18 protein-coding genes are annotated in these 18248 nt (G+C 65.8%); all 18 read right to left on the minus strand.

The window, feature by feature from the left end:
- Positions 1-2: 2 nt before the first annotated feature.
- On the minus strand, positions 3-524 hold the full coding sequence (locus GOQ09_RS20965; protein ID WP_157615377.1) for a BON domain-containing protein: 522 nt from the start codon (positions 522-524) through the stop codon (positions 3-5).
- Positions 525-674: 150 nt separating this feature from the next.
- Positions 675-1508 carry a DUF429 domain-containing protein gene (locus GOQ09_RS20970; protein ID WP_157615379.1) on the minus strand — a complete coding sequence of 278 codons (834 nt, stop codon included), beginning with the start codon at positions 1506-1508 and terminating at the stop codon, positions 675-677.
- Between the two features lies 1 nt (position 1509).
- The gene (locus tag GOQ09_RS20975) at positions 1510-2391 is read right to left on the minus strand and encodes a DMT family transporter (RefSeq protein ID WP_157615381.1); all 882 of its coding nucleotides are present in this window, start codon (positions 2389-2391) and stop codon (positions 1510-1512) included.
- Positions 2392-2447: 56 nt separating this feature from the next.
- Complete coding sequence (locus GOQ09_RS20980; RefSeq protein ID WP_126748385.1) at positions 2448-2870, minus strand: BLUF domain-containing protein; 423 nt, start codon at positions 2868-2870, stop codon at positions 2448-2450.
- 2 nt (positions 2871-2872) lie between these two features.
- Positions 2873-3604, minus strand: coding sequence for a GTP cyclohydrolase I (gene folE, locus GOQ09_RS20985; protein WP_157615383.1), 732 nt, complete (start codon positions 3602-3604; stop codon positions 2873-2875).
- A 64-nt stretch (positions 3605-3668) separates the two neighbouring features.
- Positions 3669-4421, minus strand: a complete 753-nt coding sequence (locus GOQ09_RS20990; protein WP_157615385.1) for an endonuclease/exonuclease/phosphatase family protein — start codon at positions 4419-4421, stop codon at positions 3669-3671.
- Positions 4418-4891, minus strand: a complete 474-nt coding sequence (gene nudB, locus GOQ09_RS20995; RefSeq protein ID WP_157615387.1) for a dihydroneopterin triphosphate diphosphatase — start codon at positions 4889-4891, stop codon at positions 4418-4420. Before nudB ends, GOQ09_RS20990 begins: the two co-directional genes overlap by 4 nt.
- A 7-nt stretch (positions 4892-4898) precedes the next feature.
- A complete protein-coding gene (gene aspS / locus GOQ09_RS21000) occupies positions 4899-6704 on the minus strand; it encodes an aspartate--tRNA ligase (protein WP_157615389.1) in 1806 nt (601 codons plus the stop codon).
- Between the two features lie 33 nt (positions 6705-6737).
- The gene (locus GOQ09_RS21005) at positions 6738-7358 is read right to left on the minus strand and encodes a DUF502 domain-containing protein (RefSeq protein ID WP_157615391.1); all 621 of its coding nucleotides are present in this window, start codon (positions 7356-7358) and stop codon (positions 6738-6740) included.
- A gap of 23 nt (positions 7359-7381) precedes the next feature.
- Entirely contained in the window at positions 7382-7723 is a 342-nt protein-coding gene (locus GOQ09_RS21010; RefSeq protein WP_157615393.1) for an FmdB family zinc ribbon protein, read from the minus strand.
- An 88-nt stretch (positions 7724-7811) separates the two neighbouring features.
- Positions 7812-9260, minus strand: coding sequence for a sodium:solute symporter family protein (locus GOQ09_RS21015; RefSeq protein ID WP_157615395.1), 1449 nt, complete (start codon positions 9258-9260; stop codon positions 7812-7814).
- 12 nt (positions 9261-9272) lie between these two features.
- Positions 9273-10838 carry a ubiquinone biosynthesis regulatory protein kinase UbiB gene (ubiB, locus tag GOQ09_RS21020; protein ID WP_157615397.1) on the minus strand — a complete coding sequence of 522 codons (1566 nt, stop codon included), beginning with the start codon at positions 10836-10838 and terminating at the stop codon, positions 9273-9275.
- Positions 10835-11404 carry a ubiquinone biosynthesis accessory factor UbiJ gene (locus GOQ09_RS21025; RefSeq protein ID WP_157615399.1) on the minus strand — a complete coding sequence of 190 codons (570 nt, stop codon included), beginning with the start codon at positions 11402-11404 and terminating at the stop codon, positions 10835-10837. Before GOQ09_RS21025 ends, ubiB begins: the two co-directional genes overlap by 4 nt.
- A gap of 48 nt (positions 11405-11452) precedes the next feature.
- Complete coding sequence (locus GOQ09_RS21030) at positions 11453-12478, minus strand: Tim44 domain-containing protein (protein ID WP_157615401.1); 1026 nt, start codon at positions 12476-12478, stop codon at positions 11453-11455.
- A gap of 34 nt (positions 12479-12512) precedes the next feature.
- On the minus strand, positions 12513-13244 hold the full coding sequence (gene ubiE / locus GOQ09_RS21035) for a bifunctional demethylmenaquinone methyltransferase/2-methoxy-6-polyprenyl-1,4-benzoquinol methylase UbiE (protein WP_126748374.1): 732 nt from the start codon (positions 13242-13244) through the stop codon (positions 12513-12515).
- Positions 13245-13398: 154 nt separating this feature from the next.
- Positions 13399-13812, minus strand: coding sequence for a gamma-butyrobetaine hydroxylase-like domain-containing protein (locus GOQ09_RS21040; RefSeq protein ID WP_157615403.1), 414 nt, complete (start codon positions 13810-13812; stop codon positions 13399-13401).
- Positions 13812-14333 (minus strand): HIT family protein, encoded by a 522-nt coding sequence (locus GOQ09_RS21045; protein WP_242630898.1) that lies wholly within the window; start codon positions 14331-14333, stop codon positions 13812-13814. Before GOQ09_RS21045 ends, GOQ09_RS21040 begins: the two co-directional genes overlap by 1 nt.
- The gene (locus tag GOQ09_RS21050) at positions 14330-18208 is read right to left on the minus strand and encodes a DUF3683 domain-containing protein (RefSeq protein WP_157615405.1); all 3879 of its coding nucleotides are present in this window, start codon (positions 18206-18208) and stop codon (positions 14330-14332) included. The genes GOQ09_RS21045 and GOQ09_RS21050 overlap by 4 nt, the downstream gene beginning before the upstream one ends.
- Positions 18209-18248: the final 40 nt, after the last annotated feature.

An 18248-nucleotide genomic window follows, 5' to 3' on the forward strand; every position in this document is an offset into this window, starting at 1 on the left:
GCTCAGCTCTTCACTTCGAGCTGGTTGTCCACCGAGGTCACCCCCTGTACGCCCTTGGCGATCTCCTCCGCGCGCGCCTTGGCGGCGGCCGTGGGCGCGGGCCCCTTCAGGCTGACTGCGCCTGCCTTGGTGTCCACGTCGATCTTGATCGCGCTCAGGTCCGGGTCCTTGGCCAGACCCGCGGCCACCGATGCAGTGATCGCGGCATCGTCCACTGTCGCGCTCGCGGCTGTACCGGCTCTCTTTGCGGCGTCCGTCATGTTGGCCATGCCGTCCTTCACCTCGGCGGTGGTGCCGGAGGCATCGATCTTGGCCTTGGCGTCCTTGACGGCTTCCCCTGTCTTGGCGGCGGCCGTCTCGGCCGCCTTCTCGGTCTTTGCAATGGCGCTGTCGAGTTTCTCGCCCGCAGTGCGGTTGTCCGAAGCGTCGCACGCGGCAAGCGTCAACGCCGCGCCCGCCAGCAACAGCATGGTGAACCATGAGCGCGAAAACGGCATGGCGATAGTCTGACCAGTTCTTTTCATTGGAATCCTCCGTTTCGCTCCGAAGAGCGGGTGACGCGCGCAGCTTGCGCGCAGGGGGTCCGGACAAGGCCGAACCGCCTTTTCAATCTAGCTTTCGGTCTAAAGACGCGGCAGTCGTGGCCGGCGCGAAACCCTGTAGGACAAGGAGGCTCAGGCCGTGACGATCCATCCCTCGATCGGATCGAAGTTCTCCGGCAAGCCGAAACCCGGCCCGGGCGTGGAGGCGCGTTGAGCACTCCACGCAGCCTGTACAAGGCAAAGCACCGCATCGATGTGATCGCCGCGCGCGTCGCCCAGCAATTCGGTGCGTTGCGCCTTGCTGAGCGCCACCCGCAGGCCCAGGCGCGTGGTGCCCGCGTCGAGCGCGGCGAGCAGGCTCGTGCGCGCCGCCAGGCGCTCGGGCGTCTGCTTGGCCGCCTCGTCGCTCTTGTAGCTACGGCGGCCGATCAGCTCGCGGGCCAGCAGCCCGGGGTAAGCCTCGAGCGCGATTCGGTCCTTGTTGCTGCCGATGTGCAGCCCCGGAAGGCTCGCGCCGGCGGCAAGGAGCGGAGGCACGCCCGCATGGAGCATGAAAGCCACTGGCGGATTGACCCATTTCATCGACGTGCTCGAACCGGCGGGCGCGTCGGTGGCGCGGTGCGCAAACTTGCCACCGACCGGGCGGGCGGCACAGAAGGCGGCAAAGGTGGCGCGAATCTCCGCGCGGCTCAGGCTCGCATAGTGGGCCATGAGCGCATTCCATTCCCGCGGCCACCGCAATTGCTCGACCAGTTCACGCGGCAGGCCGAACGGAAAATCGAAGCCGCCGATCCACGCCGGCTCGCTGCGCAGCCACTCGGCCCAGGCGTCGAGGGTGGTGAAGCACTGGAGCCCCGCCAGCGCCAGATCTCCCGCTTCGCCCATGCGGCCGCTCGCAATGACGATCGGCTTGCGCGACGTGGGCGCGCAGGAAAAATCGCATCCGAACAGCAGCGGCGCGTTCATCTCACCCCAGCGCGAGCGCCACCACCCCGGCGGCGATGAAGGCGGCGCCCAGCAGCCGCAGCAAGCGGTCGCCCTCGCGCAGCAGATGGCCGCCGATCAGCGCGGCGAAAAGCATCGAGACCTCGCGCGCCGGTGCGACATGTGAAATGGGCGCCTGCTGCACCGCATAGAGCACCAGCACATACGAAACGGGGCTGATCACCGCCACCAGGAGCGCGTATTTCCACTGCGCGCGCCACATCCGCGCTGTTTCGGCGCGGTCGTGCAGTCCGGCGGGCAGCAGCAGGCCCACGCGCACCAGGTTGCCGAAGTAGTCGAGCAGGATCGGGGACATGGCCAGGAATTTCACCGCATAGCTGTCGGCCACCGTATAGGCCGCGATGAAGGCCCCCGTCAGAACACCGTAGCGGACGCCCTTCTGAACGCGCGCCCGCTGGGCCGGGTCATGCTTCTTTCGCCACAGGCCGGGTCCGCCGGCCACAAGGAACACGCCCAGCACCACGCCCGCAATGCCCGCAACGCCAATCAGGCTGATGCGCTCGCCAAGGAACAAGATGGCCACCAGGGACGACAGCAGCGGTCCCGAACCGCGCGCCAGCGGATAGACGACGGTGAGATCGGACTTGCGGTAGCCGCGCAGCAGAATGACGTAGTAGATGACATGCAGCACGCCGCTCAGCGCGACGAAGCCCCACTCCGTGAAACCCCAGGTCGGCACCACGCTCCAGCCCAGCGTAAGGCCAACGGGGGCCCACACAACGGCCATGAAGACGCCGCTTTGCAAAGCGAAACGCGCGTCGCCGTTCGCCTTCTTGGCGGCGATATTCCAGCTGGCGTGGATGATCCCGGCGAGCAGGATCAGCGCAAAGGCAGAGAGCGGCACCCCGGGTTATGCGAGGCCGGGGGAATGCGAAGTACCGAGCGCGGGCACCACGATCTTCAGTGGCGGCCGACGATGGCCGCGGTGGCCATCAATTCCTCGAGCAGCGCCAGCGAGACCTTGCCCGACACCGCGTACGGATTCAGCTCGGGCTTTTCCGAGTATTTGAGCAGCGTCGAGGCATTGAGCTTGGAGAGGTTGACCTGCCCCATGGTCCAGCCGCCGAAGCGGCGCTCGGAAATTTCTTCGTAGTGCAGCAGCACCACGTCCTTGTGGCGCGCGTCGCGCTGGATGTGGCCGTAGAGCTCGCTCACGGCCATGCGCCCACCTTCGATGGCCTGCAGGAAGGTGCCCGCGCCGTAGCAAAGAATGCCCGTGATGCCGCAGGAGGGGTTGTGCGTGCGCGATTGCGCGAGGATGGCGTCGATGGCCTCGGGACTGGTATCGACGGCGCGGCTCGCGTAGAGAAGTCGGACCAGCATGTTCAGCTCTTTCTCGGCAGCAGGGAGAGGAATTCGCGGCGCAGGCTCGGGTCTTTGAGGAACACGCCGCGCATCACGGAGTTGATCATCTTGCTGTCCATTTCCTTCACGCCGCGCCAGGCCATGCAGAAGTGCTCGGCTTCCATGACGAGCGCCAGGCCGTCGGGCTGGGTTTTTTCCTGGATCAGGTCGGCCAGCTGCACCACGGCCTCTTCCTGGATCTGGGGCCGGCCCATGACCCATTCGGCAAGTCGCGCGTACTTCGACAACCCGATCACGTTGGTGTGCTCGTTGGGCATGATGCCGATCCACAGCTTGCCGATGATCGGGCAGAAGTGGTGCGAGCAGGCGCTGCGCACGGTGATCGGGCCGACGATCATCAGCTCGTTCAGGTGCTCGGCATTGGGAAACTCGGTGAGCGAAGGCGGCGCCACATAGCGGCCCCTGAACACTTCGTTGAGGTACATCTTGGCCACGCGGCGGGCGGTGTTGCCGGTGTTGTGGTCGTTCTCGAGGTCGATCACCAGGCTTTCGAGCACGCCCTTCATCTTCACTTCGACTTCGTCGAGCAGCGACTCGAGCTCGCCAGGTTCGATGAACTCCGCGATGTTGTCGTTGGCGTTGAAGCGCCTGCGCGCGGCAGTCAGGCGTTCGCGGATCTTCACCGAGACAGGGGTGCCCTCGTCGTCGTTGTTTCCGTCAGGGCGCGGTTCCACGTCGGTTTTCCTCAGCATCCGCGCATGGTATCAGCGAACGCATTTAGCGGGCCCAGCAGGGAGAAGCCAGCGAAAGCGCGGCTCATGCCAGCGCAAAATCGGCGACCAGCGGCAGGTGGTCGGACATGCGTGCCCAGATCGGGCCTCGCGGCACCGAGCAGGCGACGGGCTCCAGTTGCCGCCCATAGACGAAATCGAGCTGAGCCACCGGCAGGCGCGAAGGATAGGTGAGCGTTCGCGCCCCGCGCAGGTCGCTGGTGTCGCGCAGGCCCATGGCGTTCATGGCGTAGCGCATGCGCGCGCCCCAATCGTTGAAGTCGCCCGCAACGACCACCGCCTCGCCGGCCGGCACTTCGCGTTCGATGAACTCGCGCAGCCGTGCGACCTGCCGCACGCGGCTGCCCTTGATGAGCCCCAGGTGCACGACGATGGCGTGCACGGGCCGGCCCTCCACCTCGATGACGACGTGCAGCAGCCCGCGCTGTTCGAAGCGATGGTCGGAAATGTCCTGGTGGCCGGTGCGGATCACCGGCCAGCGGGTGAGCAGCGCATTGCCATGCTCGCCGTGGCGGGTAATGGCATTGGTTTCATAAACGGCGGTGTAGCCCTCGGGCGCGAGGAAATCGGCCTGGGGAAGCTCAGGCCAGCGCTCGAAGCGGAGCGCGGCCTGCCGGTTCATCTTGCGCACCTCCTGCAGGCAGACGATGTCTGCGTCGAGCTGCTCGATAGCGTGCCCCAGGTTATGAATCTCCAGGCGCCGCGCCGGGCCGATGCCCTGCACACCCTTGTGGATGTTGTAGGTTGCGACCCGGAGTGTGTGTGCCGGCAGGTTCATCCGGCAAATTCTGGCAGCAACAGAATGGCTTCGGCGTTCGACGGAGAAAAGCACGCGTCGGCCGCCTCGCGGTAGGGCAGCCACTTCCAGTCGGTGTGCTCGCGTGGCGACAGGGTGGGCACCAGGCGCTCGGGCACGCACAGGCCGAACAGGTGCTCGGTGTTGTGCGTTACGCCCGGTTCATAGCGGGCACGCCAGCCCGGGTAAATTTCGTAGACGTTGCTCAGTTGCCAATCGACCAGCCGCGCGGCCAGGGGCGTGCCCTCGCCGCACTGGATGCCGGTTTCCTCGGCCACCTCGCGCGCGGCGGTGAGCATGAGCGGCTCGTCGGCCAGGTCCTTGCTGCCGGTGACCGATTGCCAGAAGTCGTTGGCATCGGCGCGCCGGATCAAGAGCACGTCGAGCGCCGGCGTATGAATGACGACCAGCACCGACTCCGGGATCTTCCAGGGCCGGGTGCTCGTCGTCATGCGCGCATCAGGCGGTTTGGGGCGTGTTGCGCAGCTTGATGTGCAGCTCGCGCAACTGCTTCTCGTCGACCGGGCTCGGCGCCTGCGTGAGCAGGTCTTGCGCGCGCTGGGTCTTGGGGAAGGCGATCACGTCGCGGATCGACTCGGCGCCGGTCATGAGCATGACGAGGCGGTCGAGGCCGATGGCAATGCCGCCGTGCGGCGGGGCGCCGTATTGCAGCGCGTCGAGCAGGAAGCCGAACTTGAGCTGGGCGTCCTCGGCGCTGATCTTGAGCGCGCGGAACACCTTGCTCTGCACTTCCTCGCGGTGGATACGCACCGAGCCGCCGCCCATCTCGATGCCGTTGAGCACCATGTCGTAGGCCTTGGCAATGCACTTCTCGGGCGCGGTGTCCATGAGGTCTTCATGGCCGTCCTTCGGTGCCGTGAACGGGTGGTGCACGGCGCTCCAGCGCTGGCCTTCCTCGTCGAATTCGAACATCGGGAAGTCGACCACCCACAGAGGCGCCCAGCGGTCGTCGAACAGCCCGGACTTCTTGCCGAAGGCGCTGTGGCCGATCTTCACGCGCAGCGCGCCAATGGCGTCGTTGACGACCTTTTCCTTGTCTGCGCCGAAGAACAGGATGTCGCCGTTGCGGGCACCCGTGCGGGCAATGATCTCGGCCAGCGAGGCGTCGTCCAGGTTCTTGACGATCGGGCTCTGCAGGCCTTCGCGGCCGGCGGCTGCGTCGTTGACCTTGATGTAGGCCAGGCCCTTGGCGCCGTAGATCTTGACGAACTCCTGGTACGCGTCGATTTCGCCGCGCGACAGGCCGCCTTCGGCGCCGCCGCCGGGCACGCGCAGTGCAACCACGCGGCCGCCCTGCATGGTGGCGGCGTTGGAGAACACCTTGAACTCCACGCGCTTCATGAGCTCGGTGAGTTCGGTGAACTCGAGCTTCACGCGCAGGTCGGGCTTGTCGGAGCCGTACTTGAACATGGCGTCCCCGTACGTCATGGTCGGGAACACCGGCAGGTCGATGCCCGCGGCATTGCGGAACACGTTGCGGATCATGCCTTCGAACATCTCGCGGATTTCTTCTTCGGCGAGGAACGAGGTCTCGATGTCGATCTGCGTGAATTCAGGCTGGCGGTCGGCGCGCAGGTCTTCGTCGCGGAAGCACTTCACGATCTGGTAGTAGCGGTCGTAGCCGGCCACCATCAGCAGCTGCTTGAAGAGCTGGGGCGACTGCGGCAGCGCGAAGAAGCTGCCGTCGTGCACGCGGCTGGGCACCAGGTAGTCGCGCGCGCCTTCGGGCGTGGACTTGCCGAGCATCGGCGTCTCGATGTCGATGAAGCCGTTGGCGTCGAGGAACTTGCGCGTTTCCATCGTCACCTTGTAGCGCAGCATCATGTTGCGCTGCATGGCCGGGCGGCGCAGGTCGAGCACGCGGTGCGTGAGGCGCGTGGTTTCCGACAGGTTGTCGTCGTCCAGCAGGAACGGGGGCGTGACCGAGGGGTTGAGCACCTTGAGCTCATGGCACAGCACTTCGATCTTGCCGCTCTTGAGCTGGTCGTTGGTGGTGCCTTCGGGGCGCGCGCGCACGAGGCCGGTGATCTGCACGCAGAACTCGTTGCGCAGGTTCTCGGCCACGGCAAAGGTCGAGGCGCGATCGGGGTCGCACACCACCTGCACGTAGCCTTCGCGGTCGCGCACGTCGATGAAGATGACGCCGCCATGGTCGCGGCGGCGGTTGACCCAGCCGCACAGGGTGACGGTTTGGCCCATCAGGGCTTCGGTCACAAGACCGCAATAGTGAGTACGCATGGCCATATCTTGATTTCCAGCGCCGCAAAGGCGCGTTTCTTACTTGTTCGCGAGGGTCGAGGGGCCGCCGGGAACGACCACGCCCATCGAGACGATGTATTTGAGCGCTTCGTCCACGCTCATCTTGAGTTCGATGCAGTCGCTGCGCTTGAGCATCACGAAATAACCGCCCGTGGGGTTGGGCGTTGTGGGCACATAGACGCCGAGGTAGTCGCCGCCGCCCAGGTGCTCGACCACGCCGGTACCGGGCGTGCCGGTCACGAAGGCGATGGTCCACACGCCCTCGCGGGGCCACTGCACCAGCACCGCCGTGCGAAAGGCATTGCCGTTCTCGGAGAACAGCGTGTCCGACACCTGCTTGACGCTGGAGTAGATCGAGCGCACCACGGGAATGCGCCGCACCACCGCGTCGCCCCATCCGAGCAGGCGCTTGCCCACGAAGTTGCTTGCAATGGCACCCACGCCCAGCAAGATGGCCAGAGTGAACAGCACGCCCAGCCCGCGCACGTTGTTTTCGTGCAGCCATGTTTGCCAGGCCCCGGGCAGCACCAAGAGCGTCTGGTCCAGCGTGTCGATGATCCACTTCAGCACCGCCAGGGTGATGAACAGCGGAACGATCACCAGCAAGCCGGAAAACAGCCATTTGCGCAGGGCGAGCATGGTGTGTTGTTCTCAGTCGCTCGTCAGTCGCTCTTGGCGGCGGCTGGCGCCGGCGCAGGGCTGGAGGCGGGGGCGGGTGCAGGCGCGGGACTGGAAGCTTCCGCTGTCTTGGCGGCTGGCGCGGCGGCGCTGTCGCCATTGCTCGCGGGTGCAGCGGTGGCGGCTTCGGCCTTCTTGCCGCCGCCGTCGCGGAAATCGGTCACGTACCAGCCGGAACCCTTGAGCTGGAAACCGGCGGCGGTGACCTGCTTTTCGAATGCACTCGCGCCGCACGCCGGACACACCGTGAGCGGCGCATCGGACATTTTTTGCAGGGCGTCCTTGGCAAAGCCGCAGGCGCTGCACTTGTAGGCGTAAATGGGCATGGAATTGAATGAAAAAGCGGCGCAAAAACCGAGCAGAAGCCGCTCGCAAAGCCCTCGATTATAAGGGCGGCCCTCCCCCGGCCCCGCTTCAGGCCGGCTCGGTCGCCAGCATCCGATGCGGCGTGCGGGTGTTGGTCACCCACTGCGGCGCCAGCGAGCCGGCCACCATGCCGCCGAAGGAGGCGAGCACGCCGGCCAGCTGGGCTGGGAATTCGGCGCTCCAGGGCATCGACAGGAAGAGCAGCCAGGTGCCGATGCCGAACAAAATCGAAGCGAGTGCCCCCTGCGTGGTGGCGCGGCGCCAGTAAAGTCCGCACACCAGCGGCACGAAGGCGCCGACCAGCGGCACCTGGTAGGCGCCCGACACCAGTTCGTAGATTGGCGTGCCCTGCATGCGGATGGCATAGGCCAGCACGGCCGCGCTGAAGACCAGCACCGTGATGCGCATGGTCATGAGGTTCTCGCGGTCGGTGCCCGACGGGCGGAACTGGCGCCAGATGTTCTCGGTGAAGGTAACGCTCGGCGCCAGCAGCGTGGCCGAGGCGGTCGACTTGATGGCCGACAGCAGCGCGCCGAAGAACAGCACCTGCATCACGAAAGGCATCTTCTCGAGCACCAGGGTCGGCAGCACCTTCTGCGGATCGTCCTTCAGCAGCGCGGCCGTCTGCTCCGGCATGATCAGGAGCGCGCTGGCCACCAGGAACATGGGCACGAAGGCGAACAGGATGTACGCCACGCCGCCAATGACCGGCCCCCGCGTCGCTGCCTTGACGCCATTGGCCGACATGACGCGCTGGAACACGTCCTGCTGCGGAATGGAGCCGAGCATCATCGTGATGGCTGCGGCAAGGAAGAACACCATGTCGTGCCAGTTGGGCTCGGGCCAGAACTTGAAGAGATCCTTGCTGACCGCGAAGGCCACCACCTTGTCCGCGCCGCCGGCCATGTTGCCGGCGAACACCGCAATGATTGCAAGCCCCGCGACGAGGATGATCATCTGGATGAAGTCGGTGACCGCCACCGACCACATGCCGCCGAAGAGGGTGTAGGCCAGGATGGAAACCACCCCGATCACCATGCCCACCGGAATGCTGATGGCGCCGGCGGAAAGCACGTTGAACACCAGCCCCAGCGCCGTGACCTGCGCCGACACCCAGCCCAGGTAGCTCAGCATGATGATGAGCGAGCAGGCCACCTCCACGCCGCGGCCGTAGCGTTCGCGGTAGTAGTCGCTGATGGTCAGGAGCGTCATGCGGTAGAGCTTGCCCGCAAAGAACAGCCCGACCAGGATGAGGCAAGTGCCCGCGCCGAACGGGTCTTCGACCACGCCGTTCAGCCCGCTCTCGATGAACTTGGCCGGAATGCCGAGCACCGTTTCGGAGCCGAACCAGGTGGCGAAGGTGGTCGTCACGATCATGAAGAGCGGCAGGTGCCGCCCCGCAATGGCGAAGTCGGTGGTGTTCTTCACCCGCTTGGCGGCGTAGAGACCGATCGCAATGGTGACCAGCAGATAAACGACAACCAGCGTCAGCAACACAGGGACTCTCCTCTAGAACAACTTCACGCGCACCAGCAACTGCATGGCGAGCAATCCCAATACAAATCCTATGCCACCGTAGATGATGGTCTGCAGCAAACGGTTGGTCCGCTTTTGCGCGGCCAGCAATTCGAGCAGCTCGCGGCGGTTGTCGGCGGGCCGATTCTCAAGGAAATCGTGCAGCAGCCGCGGCAGTTGCGGCAGCAGTTTTGCGTAGCGCGGCGCCTCGGCCTTGAGCTGCTGAAACAGCTTCTTGGGGCCGATCTGGTCGACCATCCACTTCTCGAGGAAGGGCTTGGCGGTGTGCCAGAGGTCGAGCTCCGGGTCGAGCTGGCGGCCCAGGCCCTCGATGTTGAGCAGGGTCTTCTGCAGCAGCACCAGCTGCGGCTGGATCTCGACGTGGAAGCGCCGCGAGGTCTGGAACAGCCGCATCAGCACCATGCCAAGCGAGATCTCTTTCAGCGGCCGGTCGAAATACGGCTCGCACACGGTGCGGATCGCCGCTTCCAGTTCGTCGATGCGGGTGCCTTCGGGCACCCATCCGCTTTCCAGGTGCAGCTCGGCCACGCGCTTGTAGTCGCGCCGGAAGAAGGCCACGAAGTTCTGCGCCAGGTACTCCTTGTCCGACTCGGTGAGCGTGCCGATGATCCCGAAATCGAGCGAGATGTAGCGCCCGAAGGTTTCCGGCGCGAGGCTCACCTGGATGTTGCCCGGGTGCATATCGGCATGAAAGAAGCCGTCGCGGAACACCTGGGTGAAGAAGATCGTGACGCCGTCGCGAGCGAGCTTGGGAATGTCGACACCGGCTGCGCGCAGCCGGTCGAGCTGGGCAATGGGAACGCCGTTCATGCGCTCCATCACGATCACCTCGGGGTGGCAGAAGTCCCAGAACATCTCGGGGATGAGCACCAGGTCGAGTTCGGCCATGTTGCGGCGCAGCTGGGCCGCATTGGCAGCTTCCCGCACCAGGTCGAGCTCGTCGTGCAGGTACTTGTCGAACTCGCCGACCACCTCGCGCGGCTTCAGGCGCTTGCCGTCGGGCGAGAGCCGCTCGACCCAGCCGGCCATCATGGCCATGAGCGCGAGGTCTTTCTCGATCACGCCGCGCATGCTGGGGCGCAGCACCTTGACGGCAACTTCCCGAACCTCGCCCTGGTCGGTGCGGATGGTCGCAAAGTGGACCTGGGCGATGGACGCGCTGGCAATCGGGGTTTCGTCGAACTGCACGAACACGTCGCCCACCGGCCGGCGGAAGGCCCGCTCGATGGTGGCAATGGCCACGGACGACGGGAACGGCGGCACGCGGTCCTGCAAGAAGGCGAGCTCGTCGGCAATGTCGGGCGGCAGCAGGTCGCGCCGGGTGGAGAGCACCTGGCCGAATTTCACGAAGATGGGGCCCAGCCGCTCGAGCGCCTCGCGCAGGCGCTGTCCGCGCGGCGCGTCGAGGTTGCGGCCGATGGAGACCACCCGAGCCACCACGCGCAGCCAGGGCTTCTGGAAGCTCGTGAGCACGAGCTCGTCCAGGCCGTAGCGCAGAGCGACCCAGACGATGAAGAATCCGCGGTAGAAGCGCCTCATTCGGCCGTGCTCGCCGGGCCGGCCGCCGAACCGCCGGCTTGCGGGGGCTTGCCGCCGACGAACTGGCGCAGCGCGCCCGCCACCTTGCGAGCGCCGTTGGCAATGGTGTGCGCCGGCACGTCGCCGATCAGGCGCGCAAGGTCGTCCTCGACATCCCAGCGCACATGGTCGACCAGCCAGTTGACTTCGGCCGCGAGCTGCACGTCGCCGATGATCTGCACTGAAGGCTTGTCGCCGCGCAGCGTGGCGCGCGCCAGGTCGAAGGGGGACTCATCCGTGACGGTGAGCGTGAGTTCGGGCACCGAGCCCGGCGGCGCCAGGTCGAGCAGGCCGGCGGGCGTGGCCACCAGCTCCATCGTGACAAAGCGCCACTGGAATCGCACCACCCGCCCCTGCTGCCGCAGCAGCCGCTGCTGGGCCTCGGGCTCCTGCTGCAGCACATGATTGAGAAACAGCACCGCGCGGTGCTGGATCTCGTGCACAGCCCAGGCGGGCGGCTGCAGCCGTTCGCCGATGCGATTGAACAGGTCGTCGAGAAAAGAAAATGGGGACGATGGTGTGGCCATGTCCCCATTATCGGTTCTGTAAGCGGCCTCATGGCCGCCGGAATGCGCTTACTGCAGCGCTTGCACGCCTGCCACCAGCCAGCCGCTGTTGCCGCTGACGGGCTTGGTCATGTTCCAGACTTCGCGGAACGGGCCCGGGCCGGCCGAGTCGTCTTCGCGGATCATGCCGGAGAACTCCACGCTGGCCATGTAGGCATCGGCCAGTTCCTCGATACCAAGCAGCTTGGCGTCGAGCATCACCACCTCGGTCTTGTTCGGAGCGCCGCCGGTGTGGCTGGCGCGGTCGGCCAGCTGCGTGCGGATCTCGTCGACCATGCTGTCGGTCATCATGGAGCGCAGCGTAGTGACGTCAGCGCGGTCCCAGGCGTCTTGCAGCGTGACGAAGTTGCGCTTGGCGGCGCCAAGGAAGCCATCCACGTCGAAGCCCGCGGGAATGCCCCACGACTGAGAACCCGACAACGCCGAGCCGATCATGCTGCCACCGGCCGCCGCACCAGCTGCGGAGAGGCTGCTGCCGTGCCGCTCGTCGGTTTGCGCGGGCGCGCCGTCGAATGCGGTGGTGTTGCGCTCCCAGGGCCGGGCCGAGGCGTCGTTGCCGACGTTGGCGGGGCTGTACTGCGCAGGTGCGCTGGCGTTCGCCGGATTGCCTGCGCCCTGGAAGGCAAAGCCGCCCTGGCGGTTGGCGCCCGACGAGGCGGCCGAGCGCGCCTTGAACATGCGCCAGACAAACAGGCCGGCCATGACCAGCAGGCCGATCAGCAGGATGTTGGCAAAGCCGGCGCCAAGGCCGAGCGAATTTGCGAGCCAAGCCAGGCCCAGGCCGGCGGCGAGGCCGCCGAGCATCGCACCCCACGGGCGCTTGGGCGCCGCGGCAGCGGGCGCCGGCGTTGCGGGCCGTGGCGCTGCATTGGTTGCGCTTTGCTGTGCGGGCGAGCTGGGCGACGCACTCTCGCGCTGCGTCACATTCGACGACTGGCGGCCGAAAGACTTGCCGCCGCCGATGCGGGCAGCGTCAGCCTGCACGCTGACCAGGGCCAGCACGCAAGCCAGAAACAAAGAACTCAAACTTTTCATGTCGTCTCCTCTTTAGAGCGAAGAATTCGCGTCATCAACACTTGATTCCAACATGAAGGGCGACCACGCCACCCGTCATGTTGTGATAGTCCACATGCCCGAAACCGCCCTCTTTCATGAGGGTCTTGAGTTCGTCCTGCGCTGGATGCATCCGGATCGATTCGGCCAGGTAGCGGTAGCTCGCGTCGTCGCCCGCCACCAGCTTGCCCAGGCGCGGCAGCACATTGAACGAATACCAGTCGTAGGCCTTTGCGAGCGGCTTGGCCACCTTCGAGAACTCGAGCACCAGGAGCTTGCCGCGCGGCTTGAGCACGCGGTTCATTTCCTTCAGGGCAATGTCCTTGTGCGTCATGTTGCGCAGGCCGAAGGCGACGGTCACCACGTCGAAGTGGTCGCTCGGGAAGGGCAGCTTCTCGGCATCGCACACCAGCGTGGGCAACGCCACGCCGGCATCGAGCAGCCGGTCGCGGCCGGTGCGCAGCATGGCTTCGTTGATGTCGGTGTGCACCACCTGGCCGCTGGCGCCGACCTTCTTGGAGAAAGCCAGTGCGAGGTCGCCGGTGCCGCCCGCGATGTCCAGCACGCGCGAGCCTTCGCCCACATTGGCCACCATCACGGTGTACGCCTTCCAGGCGCGGTGCAGCCCCATCGACATCAGGTCGTTCATGAGGTCGTAACGCGTGGCGACGGAGTCGAAGACGCCGCGAACACGTTGCGCTTTCTCGCTTTCGTCGACTTTTTCGAAGCCGAAGTGGGTGGTGCTCATTGGCCTGATATTAGGCCGGAAGCACACACCTCAAGATGGCGACCCTGCGAAGACGCCGGGCATTTGTTGCTTTTTCTTCAAATAGCGGGGCGCCGCAGAGCGCGCCGCGCTTGCCTGCGCGGCTATCTTTTCGGTAGCGGAGGCCGTTTGGGGCTCAGTGGCTGCTGCAGGCGGAGCCGCCCTTTTCGATCATCGGCGCGTCGCGGTCGACGCCGGCTGCGGCAAGCCGGCGTTCGTATTCGGCCCAGAGCTCGGCCTGCTTGGCGCCGAGTTCGTACAGCAGGTTCCACGAGAAGATGCCCGTGTCGTGCCCATCGCTGAAGACCGGCTGCACGGCGTAGTTGCCCACCGGCTTCAGGTCGACGAGTTCGACTTCGCGCTTGCCGGTCTGCAGTACTTCCTGGCCCGGGCCGTGGCCCTGCACTTCGGCCGATGGCGAATAGATGCGCATCAACTCGAACGGAATGCGGAACGTGGCGCCGTCGGAAAACCCGACCTCGAGCATGCGCGACTGGCCGTGCACGGTGATCGATTGCGGCGTCGGTGCGCCGGCTTGCAAACCTGCCATCAGAAGCTCCTTGTGCCCAGTCGGGCGATCATCGCACTCTCGAGTGCGGGCAGGCGCGCGGCCACGGCGGCCTCCCGGGCCGCGTTCGGCTCGCGCTGCACTGGCGCCCACACGGAGTCAGGAAAATGGGTGTCGTCGGCAAACCGCGCAATCACGTGCCAGTGCAGGTGCGACACCATGTTGCCGAGCGCCGCGAGGTTGATCTTGGCCGGCGAGAGGTGTTCGCGCAGGCACTGCTCGACCACCGCGACGGCTTCCATGCACAGCACGCGATCAGCGGCGCTGAGATCGGAGAACTCCGCCGCATGCTCGCGCCAGATCACGCGATAGAAGGCCGGGAAGCCGGCCTCTTCGGCATGAATGACGCGAAGCTTCGCGCCTTCGAACACGATGCGTCCACCGGGGCCTTCGCAGAACGGGCAACCCTGCACCGAGCCGCCGCCGGGCCGCCCCAAGGCGGCGAGCGCCCCCTCGGGGGGCAGCGAGGACACGCCAGTGCCGAGCGTGGGGGCCACATTCATACCAGCACCCGCTCGATGCCGCCGTTGTTGGCAGCGGCCACGTATTCGGGCATCCATTCGTTGCCGAGGATCTTGTTGGCCATTTCAACCACGATGTAGTCGGCCTCGAGCAAGCCGTTGTTCAGGTCGTTGCCGTAGCGCGAGAGGCCTTGCAGGCAGCTCGGGCAGCTGGTGAGTATCTTGACGTTGTCCTTCTCGCCGACCTGGCCGCTCGCGCGCAATGCGGCCTCGCCCTTCTTGAGCTCTTCTTCCTTGCGGAAGCGGATCTGCGTGGAAATGTCGGGCCGCGACACGCCCAGCGTGCCCGACTCGCCGCAGCAGCGGTCGTTCTTGAGCACGTTGTCGCCGACCAGCGCCTTCACGGTCTTCATCGGGTCCTGCAGCTTCATCGGGCTGTGGCAGGGGTCGTGGTACAGATAGCCGCCGCCGTTCGCATCGGCCAGGGTAATGCCCTTCTCGAGCAGGTACTCGTGGATGTCGATGATGCGGCAGCCCGGGAAGATCTTGTCGAACTGGTAGCCCTGGAGCTGGTCGTAGCAGGTGCCGCAGCTCACCACCACCGTCTTGATGTCCAGGTAGTTGAGCGTGTTGGCCACGCGGTGGAAGAGCACGCGGTTGTCCGTGATCATCTTCTCGGCCTTGTCGAACTGGCCGCTGCCGCGTTGCGGATAGCCGCAGCACAGGTAGCCCGGCGGCAGCACGGTCTGCACGCCCGCATGCCAGAGCATGGCCTGCGTGGCCAGGCCCACCTGCGAGAACAGCCGCTCCGAACCGCAGCCCGGAAAGTAGAAGACCGCCTCGGTCTCCGAGGTGGTCGCCTTCGGGTTGCGGATGATCGGCACGTAGTCCGCGTCCTCGATGTCGAGCAGCGCGCGCGCCGTCTTCTTCGGCAGGTTGCCCGGCATCTTCTTGTTGATGAAGTGGATCACCTGCTCCTTCACCGGCGCCGGGCCCAGCGTGGCCGGCGGTGCGGCCGTTTGCTTGCGGGCAAGCCCGCGCAGCAGGTCGTTGGCCAGGCGCTGCGCCTTGAAGCCGATGCCCACCATGCCCGCGCGCACCGCCTTGATGGTCTGCGGGTTGGTTGCGTTCAGGAAGAACATCGCGGCCGCATTGCCGGGACGGAAGCTCTTCTGCCCCATCTTGCGCAGCAGGTTGCGCATGTTCATCGACACGTCGCCGAAGTCGATCTTCACCGGGCACGGCGTGAGGCACTTGTGGCACACGGTGCAGTGGTCGGCCACATCCTCGAACTCTTCCCAGTGCTTGATGCTGATGCCGCGCCGGGTCTGCTCTTCATAGAGAAAAGCTTCGACCAGCAGCGAGGTCGCCAGGATCTTGTTGCGCGGGCTGTACAGCAGGTTGGCGCGCGGCACGTGCGTGGCGCACACCGGCTTGCACTTGCCGCAGCGCAGGCAGTCTTTCACGCTGTCGGCAATGGCGCCGATGTCGCTCTGCTGCATGATCAGCGACTCGTGTCCCATGAGGCCGAAGCTCGGCGTGTAGGCGTTGGTCAGGTCGGCATGCAGCTCGATGTTCTGGCCCGCGGGCGCGCGCAGCAGCTTGCCCTTGTTGAAGCGGCCTTCGGGGTCGACGCGCTGCTTGTAGTCCATGAAGGGCGCGAGCTCTTCGTCGCTCAGGAATTCGAGCTTGGTAATGCCGATGCCGTGCTCGCCCGAAATCACGCCGTCGAGGCTGCGCGCCAGCGCCATGATGCGCACTACCGCGGCATGCGCGGTCTGCAGCATGTCGTAGTTGTCGCTGTTGACGGGAATGTTGGTGTGCACGTTGCCGTCGCCCGCGTGCATGTGCAGCGCCACCCACACGCGGCCCTTGAGCACCTGCTTGTGAATGGCCGTGCACTCGGCCAGGATGGGGGCGAACTCGGCGCCGCTGAAAATCTCCTGCAGCGGCTGGCGCAGCTGGGTCTTCCAGCTGGCTCGCAACGTATGGTCCTGCAGCTGCGGAAACAGGGTGTCGACGTCGCGCAGCCATTCGGCCCAGAGGGCACGAACGCCCTGCACCAGTGCCACGGCTTGCGCCACGCGGTCTTCCAGCAGCTCGGCCGCCGGAATTTCATGCGCATCGTCAGTCTTGCCGAGCGGCAGGTTACCGCGCAGCAAAAAGGCTTCGAGTGCGTCGGTGAGCGCGAGCTTGTTCTGCAGCGACAGTTCGATGTTGATGCGCTCGATGCCGTCGCTGTACTCGGCCATGCGGGGCAGCGGAATGACCACGTCTTCGTTGATCTTGAAGGCGTTGGTGTGCTTGCTGATGGCCGCCGTGCGCTTGCGGTCGAGCCAGAATTTCTTGCGCGCTTCGGGGCTGATGGCAATGAAGCCCTCGCCGCTGCGCGAATTGGCGATGCGCACCACCTCCGAGGTAACGCGCGCCACCGCATCGGCGTCGTCGCCTGCGATGTCGCCGAACAGCACCATCTTCGGCAGGCCGCCATGCTTCTTCGACTTGGTGGCGTAGCCCACGGCCTTCAGGTACCGGTCGTCCAGGTGTTCGAGGCCCGCCAGCAGCACGCCCGAGCGCTTCTGCTCGGCGAACATGAAGTCCTTGATCTCGACGATGCTGGGCACCGCGTCTTTCGCGTTGCCGAAGAATTCGAGGCACACGGTGCGGGTGTGCGCCGGCATCCGGTGCACAACCCAGCGGCAGCTGGTGATGAGGCCGTCGCAGCCCTCTTTCTGGATGCCGGGCAGGCCAGAGAGAAACTTGTCGGTCACATCCTTGCCGAGGCCTTCCTTGCGGAACGTGCGGCCGGGAATATCGAGGCGCTCGGTGCGCAGCTTGGTCTTGCCATCGGCGGCGTAGTACTGCAGCTCGAACACGGCGCTTTCAGCGTCGTGGATCTTGCCCAGGTTGTGGCCGATGCGCGTGACTTCGAGCCATTCGGCCTGCGGCGTCACCATGCGCCACGACGCCAGGTTGTCGAGCGCCGTGCCCCAGAGCACGGCCTTCTTGCCACCGGCATTCATAGCCACGTTGCCGCCGACGCACGAGGCTTCGGCGGAGGTGGGGTCGACCGCGAACACATAGCCCGCGCGCTCGGCTGCGTCAGCCACGCGCTGGGTGACGACGCCCGCTTCGGTCCAGATGGTGGGCACGGGCGCATCGAGGCCGGTCAGCGAGACCATCTCGACCTCGGTCATCGCCTCGAGCTTTTCGGTGTTGATGACCACGCTCTTCCACGTGAGCGGAATGGCGCCGCCGGTGTAGCCGGTGCCGCCGCCGCGCGGAATGATGGTCAGGCCCAGTTCGATGCAGCCCTTGACCAGCAGGGCCATTTCGGCCTCGGTGTCGGGGCACAGCACCACGAAGGGATATTCGACGCGCCAGTCGGTGGCGTCGGTGACGTGCGACACGCGCGAGAGGCCGTCGAACTTGATGTTGTCCTTGGCCGTGAGGCGGCCCAGCACGCGCGTGGCCTTGCGGCGCAGGGCCGCCACGTCGCGAAAAGCGGTGTCGAAGGCGGCAACAGCCTGGCCGACGAGCCCCGTGAGTTCGCCCACGAGCTGGTCGCGCGGCAGGTCGCTGTCGGGGGTGCGGCGCTTCTGGACTTCGGCCAGGCGATGCTTGAGCGCATCGACCAGCTGGCCGCGGCGGCGCGGGTTGTCGAGCAGGTCGTCGACAAGGTAGGGGTTGCGCTGCACCACCCAGATGTCGCCAAGCACTTCGTACAGCATGCGGGCAGATCGGCCGGTACGGCGCTCGGCGCGCAGGGTCTGGAGCAGTTCCCAGCCGCGCCCGCCCAACAGGCGGATCACGATCTCTCGATCGGAAAAGCTGGTGTAGTTATAGGGGATCTCGCGCAGTCGTACAGGCTCTGCGGCCTGCGACAACAGCGTGGTCAACGCAGTCGGAGCATTCATCGGGGGTGGCACCTCGGCCGGGCGCTGCGCGCCCATAGCC

It is taken from the genome of Variovorax paradoxus, assembly GCF_009755665.1.
GTDB classification, from domain to species: domain Bacteria; phylum Pseudomonadota; class Gammaproteobacteria; order Burkholderiales; family Burkholderiaceae_C; genus Variovorax; species Variovorax paradoxus_G.

Bases quoted from the DNA above. Each gene is read 5' to 3' on its own strand.
- aspS (WP_157615389.1), bottom strand. From the start codon at position 6,704: ATGGCCATGCGTACTCACTATTGCGGTCTTGTGACCGAAGCCCTGATG.
- GOQ09_RS21005 (WP_157615391.1), bottom strand. From the start codon at position 7,358: ATGCTCGCCCTGCGCAAATGGCTGTTTTCCGGCTTGCTGGTGATCGTT.
- nudB (WP_157615387.1), bottom strand. From the start codon at position 4,891: ATGACGACGAGCACCCGGCCCTGGAAGATCCCGGAGTCGGTGCTGGTC.
- GOQ09_RS20965 (WP_157615377.1), bottom strand. From the start codon at position 524: ATGAAAAGAACTGGTCAGACTATCGCCATGCCGTTTTCGCGCTCATGG.
- GOQ09_RS20990 (WP_157615385.1), bottom strand. From the start codon at position 4,421: ATGAACCTGCCGGCACACACACTCCGGGTCGCAACCTACAACATCCAC.
- GOQ09_RS21040 (WP_157615403.1), bottom strand. From the start codon at position 13,812: ATGGCAGGTTTGCAAGCCGGCGCACCGACGCCGCAATCGATCACCGTG.
- folE (WP_157615383.1), bottom strand. From the start codon at position 3,604: ATGCTGAGGAAAACCGACGTGGAACCGCGCCCTGACGGAAACAACGAC.
- GOQ09_RS20970 (WP_157615379.1), bottom strand. From the start codon at position 1,508: ATGAACGCGCCGCTGCTGTTCGGATGCGATTTTTCCTGCGCGCCCACG.
- GOQ09_RS21025 (WP_157615399.1), bottom strand. From the start codon at position 11,404: ATGGCCACACCATCGTCCCCATTTTCTTTTCTCGACGACCTGTTCAAT.
- GOQ09_RS21045 (WP_242630898.1), bottom strand. From the start codon at position 14,333: ATGAATGTGGCCCCCACGCTCGGCACTGGCGTGTCCTCGCTGCCCCCC.
- GOQ09_RS20980 (WP_126748385.1), bottom strand. From the start codon at position 2,870: ATGCTGGTCCGACTTCTCTACGCGAGCCGCGCCGTCGATACCAGTCCC.
- GOQ09_RS21010 (WP_157615393.1), bottom strand. From the start codon at position 7,723: ATGCCCATTTACGCCTACAAGTGCAGCGCCTGCGGCTTTGCCAAGGAC.
- GOQ09_RS21030 (WP_157615401.1), bottom strand. From the start codon at position 12,478: ATGAAAAGTTTGAGTTCTTTGTTTCTGGCTTGCGTGCTGGCCCTGGTC.
- ubiE (WP_126748374.1), bottom strand. From the start codon at position 13,244: ATGAGCACCACCCACTTCGGCTTCGAAAAAGTCGACGAAAGCGAGAAA.
- ubiB (WP_157615397.1), bottom strand. From the start codon at position 10,838: ATGAGGCGCTTCTACCGCGGATTCTTCATCGTCTGGGTCGCTCTGCGC.
- GOQ09_RS21050 (WP_157615405.1), bottom strand. From the start codon at position 18,208: ATGAATGCTCCGACTGCGTTGACCACGCTGTTGTCGCAGGCCGCAGAG.